This window comes from Amycolatopsis sp. NPDC043885, assembly GCF_056435685.1.
In genome coordinates, this window is sequence record NZ_JBWKEA010000001.1 from 214,366 (window position 1) to 229,548 (window position 15,183).

The 15,183-nt window shown below is 69.1% G+C and carries 21 protein-coding genes; 8 read left to right on the top strand and 13 right to left on the bottom strand.

Features of this window, described 5'->3' with window-relative positions; translation table 11 throughout:
* Positions 1-10: 10 nt before the first annotated feature.
* The 6 genes from AC069I_RS01070 to AC069I_RS01095 form a co-directional block, all read right to left on the bottom strand.
* The gene (locus AC069I_RS01070; RefSeq protein ID WP_478225170.1) at positions 11-286 is read right to left on the bottom strand and encodes a hypothetical protein; all 276 of its coding nucleotides are present in this window, start codon (positions 284-286) and stop codon (positions 11-13) included.
* Positions 283-1,083 carry a TNT domain-containing protein gene (locus AC069I_RS01075; RefSeq protein WP_478264606.1) on the bottom strand — a complete coding sequence of 267 codons (801 nt, stop codon included), beginning with the start codon at positions 1,081-1,083 and terminating at the stop codon, positions 283-285. The genes AC069I_RS01070 and AC069I_RS01075 overlap by 4 nt, the downstream gene beginning before the upstream one ends.
* A gap of 61 nt (positions 1,084-1,144) precedes the next feature.
* On the bottom strand, positions 1,145-1,318 hold the full coding sequence (locus AC069I_RS01080) for a hypothetical protein (protein WP_478264607.1): 174 nt from the start codon (positions 1,316-1,318) through the stop codon (positions 1,145-1,147).
* A gap of 37 nt (positions 1,319-1,355) precedes the next feature.
* Positions 1,356-2,288 carry a hydroxymethylglutaryl-CoA lyase gene (locus tag AC069I_RS01085; RefSeq protein WP_478234431.1) on the bottom strand — a complete coding sequence of 311 codons (933 nt, stop codon included), beginning with the start codon at positions 2,286-2,288 and terminating at the stop codon, positions 1,356-1,358.
* The gene (locus AC069I_RS01090; RefSeq protein WP_478225166.1) at positions 2,288-2,863 is read right to left on the bottom strand and encodes a PH domain-containing protein; all 576 of its coding nucleotides are present in this window, start codon (positions 2,861-2,863) and stop codon (positions 2,288-2,290) included. Before AC069I_RS01090 ends, AC069I_RS01085 begins: the two co-directional genes overlap by 1 nt.
* 97 nt (positions 2,864-2,960) lie before the next feature.
* Complete coding sequence (locus tag AC069I_RS01095) at positions 2,961-3,785, bottom strand: biotin--[acetyl-CoA-carboxylase] ligase (RefSeq protein ID WP_478264608.1); 825 nt, start codon at positions 3,783-3,785, stop codon at positions 2,961-2,963.
* A gap of 80 nt (positions 3,786-3,865) precedes the next feature.
* Here AC069I_RS01095 and AC069I_RS01100 point away from each other — a divergent pair, with 80 nt between their 5' ends.
* A complete protein-coding gene (locus AC069I_RS01100; RefSeq protein WP_478234429.1) occupies positions 3,866-4,981 on the top strand; it encodes a C40 family peptidase in 1,116 nt (371 codons plus the stop codon).
* Positions 4,982-5,030: 49 nt separating this feature from the next.
* Positions 5,031-5,501 carry a hypothetical protein gene (locus AC069I_RS01105; RefSeq protein ID WP_478225163.1) on the top strand — a complete coding sequence of 157 codons (471 nt, stop codon included), beginning with the start codon at positions 5,031-5,033 and terminating at the stop codon, positions 5,499-5,501.
* On the opposite strand, the gene AC069I_RS01110 is transcribed toward AC069I_RS01105, so the two are convergent.
* The gene (locus AC069I_RS01110) at positions 5,462-6,037 is read right to left on the bottom strand and encodes a histidine phosphatase family protein (RefSeq protein ID WP_478225162.1); all 576 of its coding nucleotides are present in this window, start codon (positions 6,035-6,037) and stop codon (positions 5,462-5,464) included. The two genes, AC069I_RS01105 and AC069I_RS01110, sit on opposite strands and share 40 nt — an antisense overlap.
* Complete coding sequence (locus AC069I_RS01115; RefSeq protein WP_478264609.1) at positions 6,034-6,864, bottom strand: alpha/beta fold hydrolase; 831 nt, start codon at positions 6,862-6,864, stop codon at positions 6,034-6,036. Before AC069I_RS01115 ends, AC069I_RS01110 begins: the two co-directional genes overlap by 4 nt.
* Before the next feature lie 27 nt (positions 6,865-6,891).
* Between AC069I_RS01115 and AC069I_RS01120 the strand changes: the two genes are divergently transcribed.
* The 5 genes from AC069I_RS01120 (at position 6,892) to AC069I_RS01140 (ending at position 10,007) form a co-directional block, all read left to right on the top strand.
* Entirely contained in the window at positions 6,892-7,287 is a 396-nt protein-coding gene (locus tag AC069I_RS01120; RefSeq protein ID WP_478264610.1) for a nitroreductase/quinone reductase family protein, read from the top strand.
* A 41-nt stretch (positions 7,288-7,328) separates the two neighbouring features.
* A complete protein-coding gene (locus tag AC069I_RS01125; RefSeq protein ID WP_192746662.1) occupies positions 7,329-7,724 on the top strand; it encodes a MerR family transcriptional regulator in 396 nt (131 codons plus the stop codon).
* Positions 7,725-8,060 (top strand): thioredoxin, encoded by a 336-nt coding sequence (gene trxA, locus AC069I_RS01130; protein ID WP_478264611.1) that lies wholly within the window; start codon positions 7,725-7,727, stop codon positions 8,058-8,060. It abuts the gene before it with no gap.
* 840 nt (positions 8,061-8,900) lie between these two features.
* Positions 8,901-9,524 carry a LysE family transporter gene (locus AC069I_RS01135; RefSeq protein ID WP_478225158.1) on the top strand — a complete coding sequence of 208 codons (624 nt, stop codon included), beginning with the start codon at positions 8,901-8,903 and terminating at the stop codon, positions 9,522-9,524.
* Positions 9,525-9,581: 57 nt separating this feature from the next.
* A complete protein-coding gene (locus AC069I_RS01140) occupies positions 9,582-10,007 on the top strand; it encodes a VOC family protein (protein WP_478264612.1) in 426 nt (141 codons plus the stop codon).
* Here AC069I_RS01140 and AC069I_RS01145 read toward each other — a convergent pair.
* The 5 genes from AC069I_RS01145 to AC069I_RS01165 are packed head-to-tail and all read right to left on the bottom strand — an operon-like array spanning position 10,004 to position 14,357.
* Positions 10,004-11,767: a S9 family peptidase gene (locus AC069I_RS01145; protein WP_478264613.1), complete on the bottom strand. Its 1,764-nt coding sequence runs from the start codon at positions 11,765-11,767 to the stop codon at positions 10,004-10,006. The two genes, AC069I_RS01140 and AC069I_RS01145, sit on opposite strands and share 4 nt — an antisense overlap.
* 20 nt (positions 11,768-11,787) lie before the next feature.
* Positions 11,788-12,222: an SRPBCC family protein gene (locus tag AC069I_RS01150; RefSeq protein WP_478264614.1), complete on the bottom strand. Its 435-nt coding sequence runs from the start codon at positions 12,220-12,222 to the stop codon at positions 11,788-11,790.
* A complete protein-coding gene (locus AC069I_RS01155; protein WP_478225236.1) occupies positions 12,219-12,536 on the bottom strand; it encodes an ArsR/SmtB family transcription factor in 318 nt (105 codons plus the stop codon). The genes AC069I_RS01150 and AC069I_RS01155 overlap by 4 nt, the downstream gene beginning before the upstream one ends.
* A gap of 59 nt (positions 12,537-12,595) precedes the next feature.
* A complete protein-coding gene (locus AC069I_RS01160; RefSeq protein ID WP_478234421.1) occupies positions 12,596-13,294 on the bottom strand; it encodes a lysoplasmalogenase family protein in 699 nt (232 codons plus the stop codon).
* 52 nt (positions 13,295-13,346) lie between these two features.
* Positions 13,347-14,357, bottom strand: a complete 1,011-nt coding sequence (locus AC069I_RS01165) for a GlxA family transcriptional regulator (RefSeq protein WP_478264615.1) — start codon at positions 14,355-14,357, stop codon at positions 13,347-13,349.
* Between the two features lie 44 nt (positions 14,358-14,401).
* On the opposite strand from AC069I_RS01165, the gene AC069I_RS01170 reads away from it, so the two are divergent.
* The gene (locus AC069I_RS01170; RefSeq protein WP_478234420.1) at positions 14,402-15,172 is read left to right on the top strand and encodes an NAD(P)H-dependent oxidoreductase; all 771 of its coding nucleotides are present in this window, start codon (positions 14,402-14,404) and stop codon (positions 15,170-15,172) included.
* The last annotated feature ends 11 nt before the right edge of the window (positions 15,173-15,183 follow it).

Here is a 15,183-nt window from a genome sequence, read left to right on the forward strand (position 1 = left end):
ACGCGGGGTGTCACTGCGCGCCGGGCAGAAGGCCGACGGCGCCGCGCGCGACCTGCGACCACGCGAGACGGCCGAAGAGGTAGTGGCAGGCGACCTGTTCGGTGGTGAACCGGGCCCAGTCGTACCGGTTGCCCTGCTCACGCCAGAAGACCTCCCAGGCGGGCTCGGCGCCTTCCTCCTCGGCACGCATGAGGCACCACGCGTTGTCCGTCTCCGCGCCGACCGACACCACTTCGGGTGGCACACCCAATGCGGCCAGCCACCGCAGGATCGTCCCCGTGTTCACCGAACCTCCCCCGTGACGTCCGCCAGGAAGCCCAGCGTGACGAGTTCATCGGCGCCCAGCACCGTGCGGAAGCGCACCCCGCCGCCGGGCTGGCCGAACCAGCCGGCGGTCACCGAGCGCCAGACCGGCAGCGCCCGCACGACGCGGTAACGCCGGTACGAGGTGACCTGATCAGATGGCAGCGAGCGCATCGAAAACAAGGTCGCGTCCTCGGCGAACACCCGGCCGTGCTGATCCCCGAAGCGGTCGAGATGGGTGCCCGCCTCGAGCATCACCGGCCTCGCCGGATCGGCGTCCTCCGGCCACAGGTAGCCCGTTCCGGTCACGAAACGCGCTTTCCAGTCCTCTTGGGACATTCCGCCCCACGGATCGTGGCCCCTGGTCAACTCCGCCGGGGGCGCGACGCCCGGAGCCGTCGGCGAACGCCGGAAACCGCTGCTGACGTGGGACAACGCGTCCAGGTCGTCGAGCACGTCCGCCTCGGGATGGTCCTGCGGGCCGGAACCGCCCTCGGGGAGCGGCAACTGGCGCGCGGGTTTCCCCATCGCGACCGGCAGATGACCGATGGGGAACATGTGCACCAGAAACAGCGCGATCACGCTCTCCCGCTCGGTCCGCAAAGCCCCCATGGGCGGCGGAGCGACGGGCTGGGGCGGAAACGGCACTCGCAGCGGCGCCACCGCGGGCGGCCACGGCGAAGGCGCGTACGGAGCGCGCACCCCGTGCGGCGGGGTCGGGGCGTCGTACTCGGCAGGCAGCCGGATCGGGCCCGTTCCGGCCTCGCTCGGATCGGTCACCGCACCTCCCCCAAGGAATCGGACCCCACCGGTGAACGGGGGAGGCAGCGGACAGGACGCGTTACGACCTTAGCGCCGACCGGCGTTCGACGAGTTCGAAACCCGCCTTCGCGAACGTGCTCACCGTGCCGTGGTACAGATCCGCGCCCGGTCGCTTCCCCAGTACCTCGACGGGGTAACCCTCGACGACGCGCGCCCCACGCCCGGCCGCGAAGTCGACCGCCGCCCACAGCAAGGCAGTGGAAAGGTCTCGTCCGTGAGTTCCGCGAACCTCATCCGGCGAGCGCGTTGACCACCCGGGACGGGCTCGGCCTGCCCAGTTTCCCGGCCATCCACTTGCTCGTCGCGACCAGCGCGTCGAGGTCGACACCGGTTTCGACGCCGAGACCGTCGAGCATCCACACGAGGTCTTCGGTGGCGAGGTTCCCGGTGGCGGATTCGGCGTACGGGCAGCCGCCGAGCCCACCGGCGGAGGAGTCCACAGTGGACACGCCGCAGCGGAGGGCGGCCAGCGTGTTGGCGAGCGCCTGGCCGTAGGTGTCGTGGAAATGGACGGCCAGGGTGCCCACGTCGGCGAACTGCCCGATCAGCGCCTCGACCTGGCCGGCGGTGGCGACGCCGATGGTGTCGCCGAGCGAGAGCTGCGAGCAGCCGAGGTCGAGGAGCCGTTTACCCACCCCGGCGACCTGCGCGGCCGGGACGGCGCCTTCCCACGGGTCGCCGAAGCACATCGACACGTACCCGCGGACGTCGAGACCTTCGGCCCGCGCCCTGGTGACGACCGGTTCGAACATCGCGAACTGGTCGTCCACCGTCGAGTTGAGGTTCTTCTTGGCGAAGGTTTCGGTGGCGCTGGCGAAGATCGCGATATGCGAGACCCCGGCTTCCAGCGCCCTGTCCAGTCCGCGTTCGTTCGGGACGAGCACTGGGTACCGGACGCCTTCGCGCTTTTCGAGCCCGGCCAGAAGCTGCTCGGCGTCGGCCAGCTGCGGCACCCATTTCGGGCTCACGAAACTGGTCGCCTCGAGCGTGGTCAGCCCGGCGCCCGCGAGCTTGTCCAGGAACTCGAGTTTGACCTCGACCGGGACGATCGACTTCTCGTTCTGGAGACCGTCACGCGGACCGACCTCCCAGATCGTCACCCGCTCCGGCAACGCGGCGGCCGACGGGACGCGGTCGGGCAGCCCCAGTTCTCGCGTGCCCATCAGCGGCGCCGGTTTCCGCGCGGCGGGTGCCCCTGCGGCGGAAGCGGCTCGGTCTGCTGCGGCGCACCCGGCGCGAAGTCGTCGTACGGGTTGTCGTTGACTTCGCGGTAGATGACCGTGTGCACCCGCTCGACCTTGGGGATGTCGTCGAACTTCAGCGGTTCGTCCGAAGCGGACTCGATCACCAGCGTGCCGCAGCCGAACACGCGGTCCAGCAGCCCATGCTCGAACTGGACGCTGTTGATCCGCGACAGCGGGATGTCGATCCCGGTCCGCTTCAGCACACCCTCGCGGGCGATCAGCCGGTCCGTGGTCACGATGAAATGCGTCGTGCGCCAGCGGACGAACGGCGCCAGGAAGAGCCAGACGACGAGACCGAGCCCGACCGCGGCGATCGCGATCTCGGAGATCAGGTCCCACGGGGCCGTCGCGTCCTTCGCGACGACGGCCAGCCAAATCCCCACGCCGAGCGTGATGATCAGCGCGAGGAACGGGAAGATCAGCATCTTGAAATGCGGGTGACTGTGCACCACGACGTGCTCGTTTTCGCTGAGCAAATCGTCCGGATAGGCCACGACGGACGCTCCCAAAGTGTGTTCGGCGCTGGTGAGCTCACCGTACCGGCGAACGGTCCCGGCGGAAGAGGAGACGCCGGAAATCGAGACGCACGGATCAGGCCTTGGCCGGGCGCACGTGGACGACGTCGCCGGCGAACACCGTGTACCGCTCACCACCCGGAACGTCGACCTGGAGCTGGCCGGCGGGATCGATGTCGGCGGCGCGTCCGGTCAGCGCCGAGCCGTCGGGCAGCTGGACCTCGACGTCCTGGCCCAGCGTGGCGCAGTGCCGTCGGTAGTCCCCGAGCAGACCGGCCTCGGCCAGTGACCCGCCGGCGAGCCGCCAGCGGCGTTCGAGTTCGTCGAAACCGGTGAGCAGCCGCGAGGCGATCTCGGCGCGATCGGTCTCCGTCGCGCCCTGCTCGGCCAGCGAGGTCGGGGGCAGACCGCCGGGCCCGGCCGGGATGTTCTCGCCGAGCGGCAGCACGTTCAGGCCGATGCCGAGGATCACGGTGGTGTCGTCGCCGGCGACGGCCTCCGCCAGGATGCCCGCGCATTTGGCGCGCTCAGGACCGGCGAGGACGTCGTTCGGCCACTTGAGGACGGCGTCGACGCCGAGGCCCGCGGCGACCTCCCGGACCGCGAGGCCCGCGACCACGGAAAGTGAACCCAAATTGGCGAACGGAACGCCGCCGGGACGCAGCAGGACACTGACGTAGAGGCCCGATCCCTTCGGCGAGGCCCACTGCCGCGCGCGGCGGCCGACCCCGGCCGTCTGCTCTTCGGCGATCAGCACGGTGCGGTCTTCGGCACCCTTCGCGGCGGCTTCCCGCAGGTCGGCGTTGGTGGACCCGGTGCTCGAAACGACCTGGATCGCGGTGTACCGGCCGGACAGCGTGGCACTCAGGCGCCCGGCGTCGAGCGCTCCCGTCTCACTCATTCGTCCAGAATATGAGAGTCCCCCTAACGTGCAAGGCGTTCGCTCGTTACGCAGAGGTGGTCTCCAATAACCTGGACGGCGTGACTGAGCCCGACCCGGCCCCGAGCGCGCCCGAAACCAGCCGGAAGAAGTCGTGGGCGCACGGCGTGGCGATGCGCGGCCTGGTCGCCCTCCCCCTGGTCGCGGGGCTCGCGACGGCGGGCTGGCTGCTCGCGGGCGGCAACGATCCCGCACCCGCCGACGGGCGCCAGCCGATTCCCGTTCCCGCCGCCAAGCAGGACCCGGCCACCGTCGGCGGCGGCGCGGGTCCGTCGGTGCTCGAAGTCAGCGCGCCGGTGAAGGCGCAGGAGACGCCGAAGGGCGCCCGGCCGCTCGAAGAGTGGGCCAACAAGCTCGCCGGGGCGCTCGACATCCCGGCGAAGTCGCTCATGGGGTACGCGAACGGCGAACTGGCGCTGCGCGGCGAGCAGCCGAAGTGTCACCTGTCCTGGGTCACCCTCGCCGGGATCGGCGCGGCGAGCTCGAACCACGGACGCGGCGGCGACAACCCCCTCGGCCTGTCGGCGCAGCAATGGAATAAGCACGGCGCGTCGATCCCCGGTATCGCGAAACCCGCGCTCACCGATCCCGACTCCGCCTCGGTCGCCGCCGGCCGCGCCCTGTGCGCTTCCGGGGCCGACCTCGGCGGCGGCAACGGCTGGTGGAAGGCCATCGCCGGCTACCAGGGCGGCAAGGGCAACGACGCCGAACTGTTCCGCCAGCGCGTCCTGGGCAACGCCCAGCTGTACGCGACCCTGTCCCTCGACCCGGCACGTTCCGGCAGCCCCGCCGTGAAGGCGACCCGGTTCGCCCTCGGCCAGCTGGGCCTCCCGTACGTGTGGGGCGGCAACGGCCCCGAGGCGGGCGCGGCGGGCTTCGACTGCTCCGGCCTGACCAAGAAGTCCTACGACGAAGCCGGGATCTCGCTCCCGCGGACCGCGGACACCCAGTTCCGGGCGCTGCCGCAGGTGTCCGGCGAGCCGAAGCTCGGGGACCTCGTGTTCTACGGGAACCCGGCGACGCGCATCCACCACGTCGGGCTGTACCTCGGGAACGGGCTGATGATCAACGCGCCCACCGAGGGCCAGGCGATCCAGATCCACACGTATCGCTCGAAGGGCGACGACTACACCGGCGCCGGACGGCCCGCGGCCTGAACCGGCCAAACCACCCCTGGCCCCGGCACCGACGGTTACCGTGGCGACCATGCGTTCGATCGAGTTCCGCAGGATCTCCACGAGACCGGCCGAGCGGGAAACGTCGCTTCGATTCCTGATCGACGGCGTTTCTTTTCTGGAGCTGGTGCGCGAAGCCGAACTTCCCGGCGCGCTCGCGGAACAGAAGGAGCGCATCGAGGAATTCCCGTCGGAGCCCGCCCCCTTGCTCGCCGGGGATTACGCTCCCTCGACGAGCCTTTCCGCCGAGCACCTACTCGGCGGAGCGCCGGATCGCGTTCCGCACGGCGTCGAAGACGACGAGCACCTCTTGCTGGGGTGCACCTGCGGTATCGACGACTGCTGGGCGCTGGTGGCGAAGATCGCGACCGGCGAGGACACGGTGACGTGGTCGGATCTGCGTAATACGTACCGGGACTGGGACTACGGCAGCATCGGTGATCTGACGTTCTCGCGGCAGGACTACGAGAGGTCGCTTCGCGCCGCTTTCGGCGCCGGATGATGCTCGTGGGGCCAGCGCAGCCGGTGGACGGCGGGCATCGGCATGTCCCGGGAGAACGGCCAGCCGATCCCCTGCCGCACCCCGGCCAGCAGGCGGGACACGAAGGTTCCGTGACTGCCCACCAGCACGACACCGCCGTCATACTCCTCCGCGAGCCGAGCGACGGCGGCCATCGCGCGTGCCGTCAGCTGCCGCAGGCTCTCGGCGCCCGGCCGCGCGAAATCCGGATCCGCCCAGCTGCGCTCGTAGTGCCCGGCGTAGTCCGGTGTCGGCTCCAAGCCCGAGTCCCACTCGCGTAGCTCCCAGCGTGTCGTGACTTCGAGCCCGGCCTTCCTTGCCGCGGGCTCGACCGTCGCGACCGCTCGCCGGTACGGACTCGACACGACCGCCGTCGGCTTCATCGCGGCGAGCTCGTGCGCGAGCAGTTCCGCGGCCGCCACGCCCGCCGCGGTCAGTGACCGCTCCGGGTCGTCGGGCTTTCCCGGCGAAGGCGGAACGGACTCGGCGTGCCGGATCAGGACGACGTCGCAGCTCACGCGCGCTCGGCCAGCCAGTCGAGCGCGGCCTCCCCGTGACGGAGGACCGAGACGTGCCCGTCCTCGGGAAAGACGCGCGACTCGGCCGTGGCGCACTGCCGGGTCAGCCATTCGCCGTGCGCGACCGGCACGATCCGATCCGCGCCACCGTGCAGGTTCAGAACGGGGGCCTGGACGTCGGACGGCCGGAAGCCCCACGGCGCGACGTACGCGAGATCGTCGTCGATCAACGCGCCGGGTCCGCCCTCGACCGCGGGACCGACCACGTCGAGCACCCAGTTCCAGTCACCCGCCAGGGCCGCGTGATCCGCCGGGGTGAACATCTCGGCGTCGTATTCGGCGGTCGCCTCGTACCGCTCCTTTTCCTCCCGGCCGGCCACGGCTGCCCTCAAGGAGCCGGCTCCCGCCGCGCCCATCCCCGCGAACCAGTCCAGCCCCTCGGCGTCGTACGGAGCCAGACTCGCGACACAGACCATCGCCGTCACCCGTTCCGGCAACAGGGCCGCGCACGCGAACGCGTGCGGTCCGCCTCCGGAATGCCCGAAGACCGCGAACCGCTCGATCTCCAGGGCGTCGGCGATCTTCTCGACGTCCGACGCCGCCGACGCGACGTCCCGGCCGGGCCGCGGCGAGGAACCGCCGTAACCGGGCCGGTCGTAGGAGACCCACCGCAGCCCGAGCCGCTCGGCCGCCGCGAACAGCGGGACCGGCGGGGCGCCGATGTTCGGGGTGCCGTGGTGCCAGAAGACCACCGGACCGGCCCCGCCCGTGTCGTAGGTGTGCAGTGTGGTCCCGTCCCCCAGGTCCACGTCGGACTCGTTCACCATGGTCCGAGCGTAGGGCACCCTGGAACCATGTCCCGCTATCACGAGATCAAGCACCGCGTGGCCACCACCTTTCAACGCCACGTCGGCAACCCGATCCTCGTCCGCCTGCCCGCCCAGCCGATCCTGGAGACCACCGGCCGCAGGTCCGGGGAGCCCCGGCGGACGCCGATCGGTGGCCGCCGGGTGGGCCGCTCGTTCTGGATCGTCTCGGAGTTCGGCGAGAAGTCGCAGTACGTCCGCAACATCCAGGCCGATCCGCGGGTGCGGGTCCGGATCAAGGGCCGGTGGCACACCGGCACGGCGCGCCTGCTCCCCGACGACGACCCCCGCGCCCGGCTGAAGACCCTGCCTACGGTCAACAGCGCCGCCGTGCGGGCGATCGGCACGGACCTCCTCACCATCCGGGTCGATCTCGACGACTGAACGTTTGCCTTGACGCCAAGGGCAAGGTTTACGCTCGCTCCATGCGGATCGGCGAACTCGCCGCGCGCACCGGAACCACCACCCGCGCGCTGCGTTTCTATGAATCACAAGGGCTTCTCGACGCACGGCGCGCGTCGAACGGCTACCGGGAGTACGACGAGGACGACTACCGCCTGGTGAACGAGATCCTGACCCTGCAGGCGGTCGGGCTCAGCCTCGAAGACACCAGGCCGTTCGTCGAATGCCTGCGCGCCGGGCACGAGACCGGCGACTCGTGCGCCGATTCGATCGAGGTCTACCAACGCAAACTCGCCGAGGTGGACGCCTGTCTGGCCAGGCTCAACGACGTGCGGGAAAGCCTGCTGACCAAGCTGGCGGGCGCGCTGAAAACGCCGCCGGGACCGTGCGTCGTCGTGCCGCGAAACGAGGAGGCCTGAATGTCCCTGTCCGTCGTCACCGACGAAACCTTCCCAGAGCTCGTCCTGGATCAGGACACGCCCGTCCTGGTGGACTTCTGGGCGCAATGGTGCCCGCCCTGCCACATGATCGCGCCGGTGCTCGAGCAGATCGCCGAAGAGCGAGCGGGCTCGCTGCTCATCCGCAAGCTCAATTCCGACGAAAACCCGCTCACGGCTAGGAATTATCAGGTCATGTCGCTGCCGACGCTGATCCTCTTCCGGGGCGGGAGTCCAGTGTGGACGACCGTCGGGGCACGGCCGAAGGCCAAGCTGCTGGCCGACCTGGACGCCGCTCTGCAGCCCGCCCTCTCTTGAGTGGTGCGGCAGGGCAAATGTGGCGGGTCGGCAGCGTGCCACCTCGCCACGGGTATCAGGCGCGCACATAACGGTCCACAAGGGACTCCTTGACCGGGTTCCGACGCCCGTTTTGGGTACTTTGCGTAGTATCGCGCGGTGGCCGTGAGTGGCAAGGGTCGTTCTATTGAGGGGCAAGGCAAACGTGGCGGGTTGTGGACGCCTGCCGCGCAGGCCTTTCGCTGACTTCAAGGCAAGCTTCTCGACCGGCCGGGTCTTTGATGTCCACATAGGTCACCGTTCGGTCAGCGCACGCCTGCTTCATTCCTGTATGTCCGGTTTCGCAGGGAGTCGTGAGTGATAAAGAGGGTTAGAACGACACTTGCCACTCACGACTGCGTAAAGTACTCAAATCGAGCAGCGGAATCCGACTCGTCGTCCCTTGTGGACAGTCATTGGCCGCACCTGATCCTCGCGGTGAGCGGCCGCCGACCCACCACGTTCGCCTTACCCTCAGTAACGCTCTCTACCACTCGACCCCCCGCGTACAGGCATCAAACAGGCGTGCACTGCCCGAAAAGGGACCTATGCGGACACCAAAGGCCCGGACGGTAGAGAACTTGCCGTGAAGTCAGCGAAAAGGCTGCGCGGCAGGCGTCCACAACCCGCTACGTTTGCCTTACCCCCAACTCACGAGCCCCATCGCGAACCGAGCGGTAATTGTGTTGCGCGAGCGGCCGCCCGTTCGCATCCTTCTCCCATGACTTCGACCCTCGCCTTCCTGACCCCGTCCTCCGTCGTCCGACGGGTGCGGGTGCAGCAGCAGGCCGGGTCCTGGCGGAGGCCGACACCAGTCCGGCCGTGAGCGCCGCGCTCGTCGCGGGCCTGCTCGCCGGGTATGGCATCGCCATCCCGGTGGGCGCGGTCGCGACCTATCTCGTTGTGCTGACGGCCAGATCGGGGCTCAGGATCGGCGCGTACGCCGCGCTCGGTGTGGCCACGGCCGACGGGTTGTACGCGCTGGTCGCGGTTCTCGGCGGCGGGCGGCTCATCCCCGTCATCGAGCCGATCGCCGTGCCGCTGCGCTGGACATCGGTGGTGGTGCTGCTCGCGCTGGCCGTCCACATCGGACTCAGCGGGATCCGGACCTTCCGCGACTCCGCGAAAGCCGAGATGACGCAGCCGGTCGCGATCGGGCCGGTGAAGGCGTACGTGAGCCTGCTCGGGATCACCCTGCTGAACCCGACGACGGTGGTCTACTTCGCGGCGCTCGTACTCGGCAGCGAGGACATGGCCGCGGCGAGCGGAGCGGAACACGTGGTCTTCGTGGCCGCGGCGTTCGCGGCTTCGGCCAGCTGGCAATTGTTCCTCGCGGGTGGCGGCGCCGTGCTCGGCAAAGCGTTGACCGGACGCCGGGGACGGCTGGTGACCGCGCTGACGTCGAGCGCGCTCATCACCGTGCTCGGTCTGCGGCTGCTCTGGTGAAGAAACCGCCGGGAATCGAGGACCATGGTTGTCCGCATCGGTTGCGAGGCTGTGCCCATGACCGAAACCCAGGAACGCACCGCCTCCCTCCACTCCTACCTCGCCTACAGCGACGCCCCCAAGGCCCTTCGCTGGCTCGAACGCGCCTTCGGCTTCGAAACCGTCATGGAGTTCCCCGACGACAAAGGCTTGATCCTGCATGCGGAACTGCGGCTCGGCGGAGTCGGGATCGTCGTGTTCAGCGCGGAAGAGGACTACGACCGCCCGGCGCGCAAGGGCGAAACCGTCGGCCACGGCCTCTACGTGAGCCTTCCGACGCAGGAGGCCGTGGACGCCGTTTTCGCCTCGGCCATCGAGGCCGGCGCGACACCGGTCTGGGAACCGGTGAATACCGAATGGGGCAACTACCGCTGCCGCGTCGACGATCTCGAAGGCTACGAATGGACCTTCGGCACGTACGTCTTCGGAGCCCCGCAGAGCTAAAGCAACCGCGCGAACCACTCGCGAGTGCGGCGGAGCAGGTCCAGCTGGTGATCACGTCCGCGGAACGAATGCCCTTCGCCGGGATACACGACGAGGTCGTGTTCGACGCCGAAGTGGCGTAGCGCGCGGTGGAAGAATTCCGCCTGGGACAAGGGGACGTTGGTGTCGTCCGCACCGTGCACGATCAGTACGGGGGTCTCGATCTTCGACGCGTAGGAGATCGGGCTGAGCTGATCGTGCCGGTGCGGACCTGTTCCTTCCCAGCCGATACTTCCGCTATGCGCGGATTCCACCAGCGGACCGAGTTCACCGGTCGCGGCGAGCATTCCCCAGTCACAGATCCCGGCGACCATCAGCGCCGCCTTGAACCGGCGGGTCTGCCCGACGGCCCAGGCCGTCATATATCCGCCGTGACTCCCGCCCACGATCCCGAGCCGCTCCGGATCGGCCACTCCTTCGGCGACGAGGAGATCGATCCCGGTCTCGATATCGCTCCATTCCTCCATGCCTACCCGTCCCGCGACGGAAGCGGCGAATTCATGCCCATGGCCTTGTCCCCCACGGGGATTCGGCAGGAAGACGGCGTGCCCTGCCAGGGCCAGCCACTGCGCAGACGGGTACCAGTTGAGCATGAAGCGGTCCGCGTGCCGGTCGTACGGTCCGCCGTGAACCCGCGTGACCAGCGAGAAAGGTCCGTCGGCGCGAGTCTTTCCCGGCGGCAGAACGAGCAGGCCGTCCAACGCGAGGCCGTCGGACGCCTTGTAGGACAACCGTTCCTGGGAGCCCCACGAAATCCCGGCGAACTCCGGCGCCGTGTCACTGATTCGCGTCAACGCTCCGCCCACCGGTCCACAGTGGATATCTTTCGGATGATGAGCGGTGCTCAGCACGGTGACCACGATCTCGCCGTTCGAGGCCAGCGCGTCGGCTTGCCCGCGCCAGAACGACACTTCGCCGGCGCCGAGCCGATGGAGAGCCGTGTCGAGCCCGTCGGCGACGAGCACCAGAGGAGCACCGGAATCGACCTGCGCGAGCTTGATCGGACAGGTCGATTCCTCGGTCAGGTTCCGATGTTCCCCGGTTTCCACGGGAACGTCGAAGACGGCCCGGCCACCCACCAGTTCCGGAGTCCCGAGGTACGCGATGTGCCAGCCGCCCTCCTCCCGCCACCAAACGGGGCTGGCGGCTTCAACCGCGACCCGGCCGAGATCACGCCGCTCCCCGGTTTCCAGGTCCAGCAAGGAAAGCCGGGGTTCGAGCCCGCCGGGGTCGACTTCCGGCGTCGGCCAGGTGACGACGGCGAGCGCCTTGTCGTCCTGGCGGCAGGCGACGTCGACGACGTGGTCTTCGATCAGTGTCGTGATCTCGCCGGTTCGAAGATCGAAGCTCCGCAGCCGCGCCGGGCGAAGACTTTCACTCCAGACCCAGATTTCCGCGGCAGGCGTCTCGTCTTCGGCGATGAACACGATCCGGTCGCGCAGCGGAAGGAAGCCGGTGATCTCACTCTCCCAAGCGAACAGCTCCTCGTCCCGCGAACAGACACGGCCGTCCCGGAGGAAATAGAGGGCATCCGTGGACCACCGGGGCGAGGACCCTTCGGCCAGCTTCCGCGGCTTTTCGCTGCCGTCCACAGCGGCGAGCCACATCTCGGGGACGCCTTTCGTGATGGTCGAGACCTGGTAGGCCACCCATTTCCCATCGGGGGAAAGCGCGGGTTCCGACGGGAAATGGCTGTCGACGATCAGCTCAGCGGTCAGCATGTCCCCCATCCTGCCGGAAGTTATCGCGACAGTGTTTCGCCCAGTTTGTCGAGCCAGTCGCCCGTGCCTTGCTCCCGCCAGCTCGGTTCCTCGTGGCCGTCGAGGAAGGTGCCCTGCTCGATCAACGTCAGCCGGGTGCCGCCTTCCTCTGCTTCGAGCAGGATCGTCGTGACCGAAACGGTGGCGAGGACGTCGTCCGCGGAGAGCTTCCCCGCGTAGACGATCCGCTCGTTTTCCGCGATGTCCTCATAGCGGGCTTCGAAGAGCATCTCCTTGCCGCCGGGGGGACCGCTGATGACCTCGCGGCCGCCGACCCGGAAGTCGAGGGAGTGCCCGCCGCCGGGCACGGTGATCCAACCGGCCTTCGCGGCCGGATCCGACCAAGCGGCGAAAACGCGTTCCGGCGCCACGGGGTAGACGCGCTCGAGGGTGAAAGTGGCGTGTTTGACGGTCATGACCTTTTCCCTTCGTCGGAGTCCAGAAAGCCGCCAAGGCGATCGAGCCGGTGTTCCCAGCCGGTGCGCTGCCCGCCGAGCCAGTCCTCGGCCATCCGCAGCCCGTCCGGTTCGAGGTGGCAGGTACGGACGCGCCCCGCCTTCTCCGACCGGACGAGCCCGCCGGCCTCCAGCACCTGGAGGTGCTGCATCACGGCGGGCAGCGACATCGACAACGGCTGCGCGAGCTCCCCCACCGAGGCGGGGCCCCGGGTGAGGCGCTCGATCATTTCGCGGCGCGTCCCGTCGGACAGCGCCTTGAACACCTGGTCCATGCGTTGGTTAGGCACATGCTTAACTATCCGCCCACGCCGTACGATAGTCAAGTAGATGCTTAACTTTCCGCGGTCATGCCTTCGACGAGCAGCCACTGCGACGCGAGGTACGAAGTCAGCACGAAGGTTTCGAGGTTGGCCCGCACCCGCTCGCTGGTGACGAAGTTGCGGCGGATCAGGATCGCCAGATCCGACGCGGAGAACAGCAGCGCGCCGGCGGCGATCCAGGTGCGGCGGTCACCCGACGGGACCACCATCCCGCCCGAGACCCTGGCCTTCGGCGCCAGCACCGGGTCGGCCGCCAGGGTCGACGTCGTGCTCAGCAGGCCCCCGTAGACCGAAAGCACCGAAGAGACCGGCGAGGGCTTCGGCAACGCCATCGCGACCGCGGCCGCCGCCCACGCCGCCAGCCGGGGCGGCGCGGTCGCCGCGCGCGGCCGAGCACCGCGGCGCCACAACAGCGCGGAGTACAGCACCTGCATGACACCGAACGAAGTCGCACCCCTGATCAGCTGGCCGTCCTCGTCGGACCTGCCCATGAAGTGGTCGCCCGCTCCCGCCGCGATCAACGCGGCGACGAGCAGGCCCTTCTCCCCCGGCGCGAGCCCCCGCGAACGCGCGACCCTGGCGGCGAGCACCGGGACCGCGGCGGGCTTGGTCGCGAGTCGCAGTTTCCGATTGCCTGTCCTCGCGGAGTACACCGTGCCGATCGCGGCGCTCGCGAACAACACCCGTTCGGCGATTTTCAGGGCCTTCACTGACCACCTCCGGAACTTATCCCAGGGTAAGTTACCAGGCGGTCAGCTGCTTTCAGACGGCTTCGCGGAAGGTGTTCCGATACGCGCTCGGCGAGACCCCCAACGCCGCCTGCAGATGCTGGCGCAGCGACGCGGCGGTGCCGAACCCCGCTTCGGTGGCGACCTTGTCCACCGGCAGGTCGGTCTCTTCGAGCAGCTGACGGGCCCGTTCGATCCGCTGCTGGGTCAGCCACTGCAACGCCGAAATCCCGACTTCGTCGCGGAACCGCCGCGTGAACGTCCTCGTGCTCATCGCCTCTTTCGCCGCGAGTTCGCGCAACGTCAACGGCCGGTCGAGGTTCTCGAGCGCCCAAGCCCGCGCCGCCGCGGTCGAGGAGGACTGCGGCTCCGGCACCGGCCGCCGGATGAACTGCGCCTGCCCGCCCTCGCGGTGCGGTGAGACGACCGTGCCGCGCGCGACCTCGTTCGCGACCGCGGCACCGTGATCACAGCGGATCATGTGCAGGCAGAGGTCGATCCCGGACGCGACGCCCGCCGCGGTCAGCACGTTCCCCTCGTCGGTGTAAAGCACGTTGGGATCCAGGTCGACCTTCGGGAACTTCGCCTGGAAGTCCAGCGCCGAACGCCAGTGCGTGGTCGCCTTCCGGCCGTCGAGCAGGCCGGCGGCGGCGAGCACGAAGGCACCCGTGCAGATCGACGCGATCCTGGCCTCCGGCCGGATCAGCTCCAGTGCCCGCGCGAGCGGCTCGGTGAGGTCGTGCCCCGACGGTTCGTATTCGGTGGACGACGCCGGGATGACGACGGTGTCTGCCTCGGCCAGCACCTCCGGCCCGAGCGCGACCGAGATCGTGACGTCGGCGTCGGTCCGGATCTGCCCCGGTTCCGGCGTGCAGGTGACGACCTCGTAGAGCGGCTCGCCGTCGGCGGACTTGGCCGTGCCGAACAGCCGGGTGACGATCCCCAGCTCCATCACCAGCATTCCGTGGCGGACCAGCACGGCGACCCGATGACGGCCGGGATGCACGAAGAAGCCCATGGCTCGATTCTTGCACATGTTGTCCATCAGGCCACTCGTCCCCGGCCGGGAGAACACGCGACGGTGGGACCATGAACGTGCTGTGGATCTTCGCTCACCCCGAACCCCGTTCCCTCGGCGGCTCGCTGCGCGACGAGGGGTTGAGCGCCCTCCGCGCGCAGGGCGCCGACGTCCGGGAATCCGATCTGTACGCGATGAAGTGGAAGGCCGTCGTCGACGCCGACGACTTCGGCCGGGCCGCTTCCCCGGACCGGCTCGTCGTCGGCTCGACGTCGAAGTACGCCTTCGAGACCGGCGAGCTCGGCGAGGACATCCGCGCCGAACACGAAAAACTGGCGTGGGCGGACACCGTGATCATCCAATTCCCGCTGTGGTGGTACGGAATGCCCGCCATCCTCAAGGGCTGGTTCGACCGCGTCTTCGTCAAGGGTTTCGCCTACGGCGTCCAGCGCCCCGACGGCCGGACGGCGCGCTACGGCGAAGGCGCGCTGGCCGGGAAGCGCGCCATGGTCGTGCTGACCGCGGGGGCGCCGGAGGCCACGATCGGCCCGCGCGGGGTGAACGGCGACATCGGTGACCTGCTGTTCCCGTTGCAGCACGGGACACTTTGGTACGCGGGCATGTCGGTCCTGCCCCCGCTGACGATCTGCGGCGCCGACCGCGTCTCGCCAGGGCAATACGAAGCCGCGGCCGCGGCGCTGCGCGAACGGCTGCGGACGCTGGCCATTCAGGACCCGATCCCGTTCCGCCACCAGAACGGGGGTGATTACGACGAGGATCTGGTCCTGCGTGAGGAACTCGCGCCGGGGCTGAGCGGGATCGGCGTCCACCTCGACGCTTGACCGAATATTAG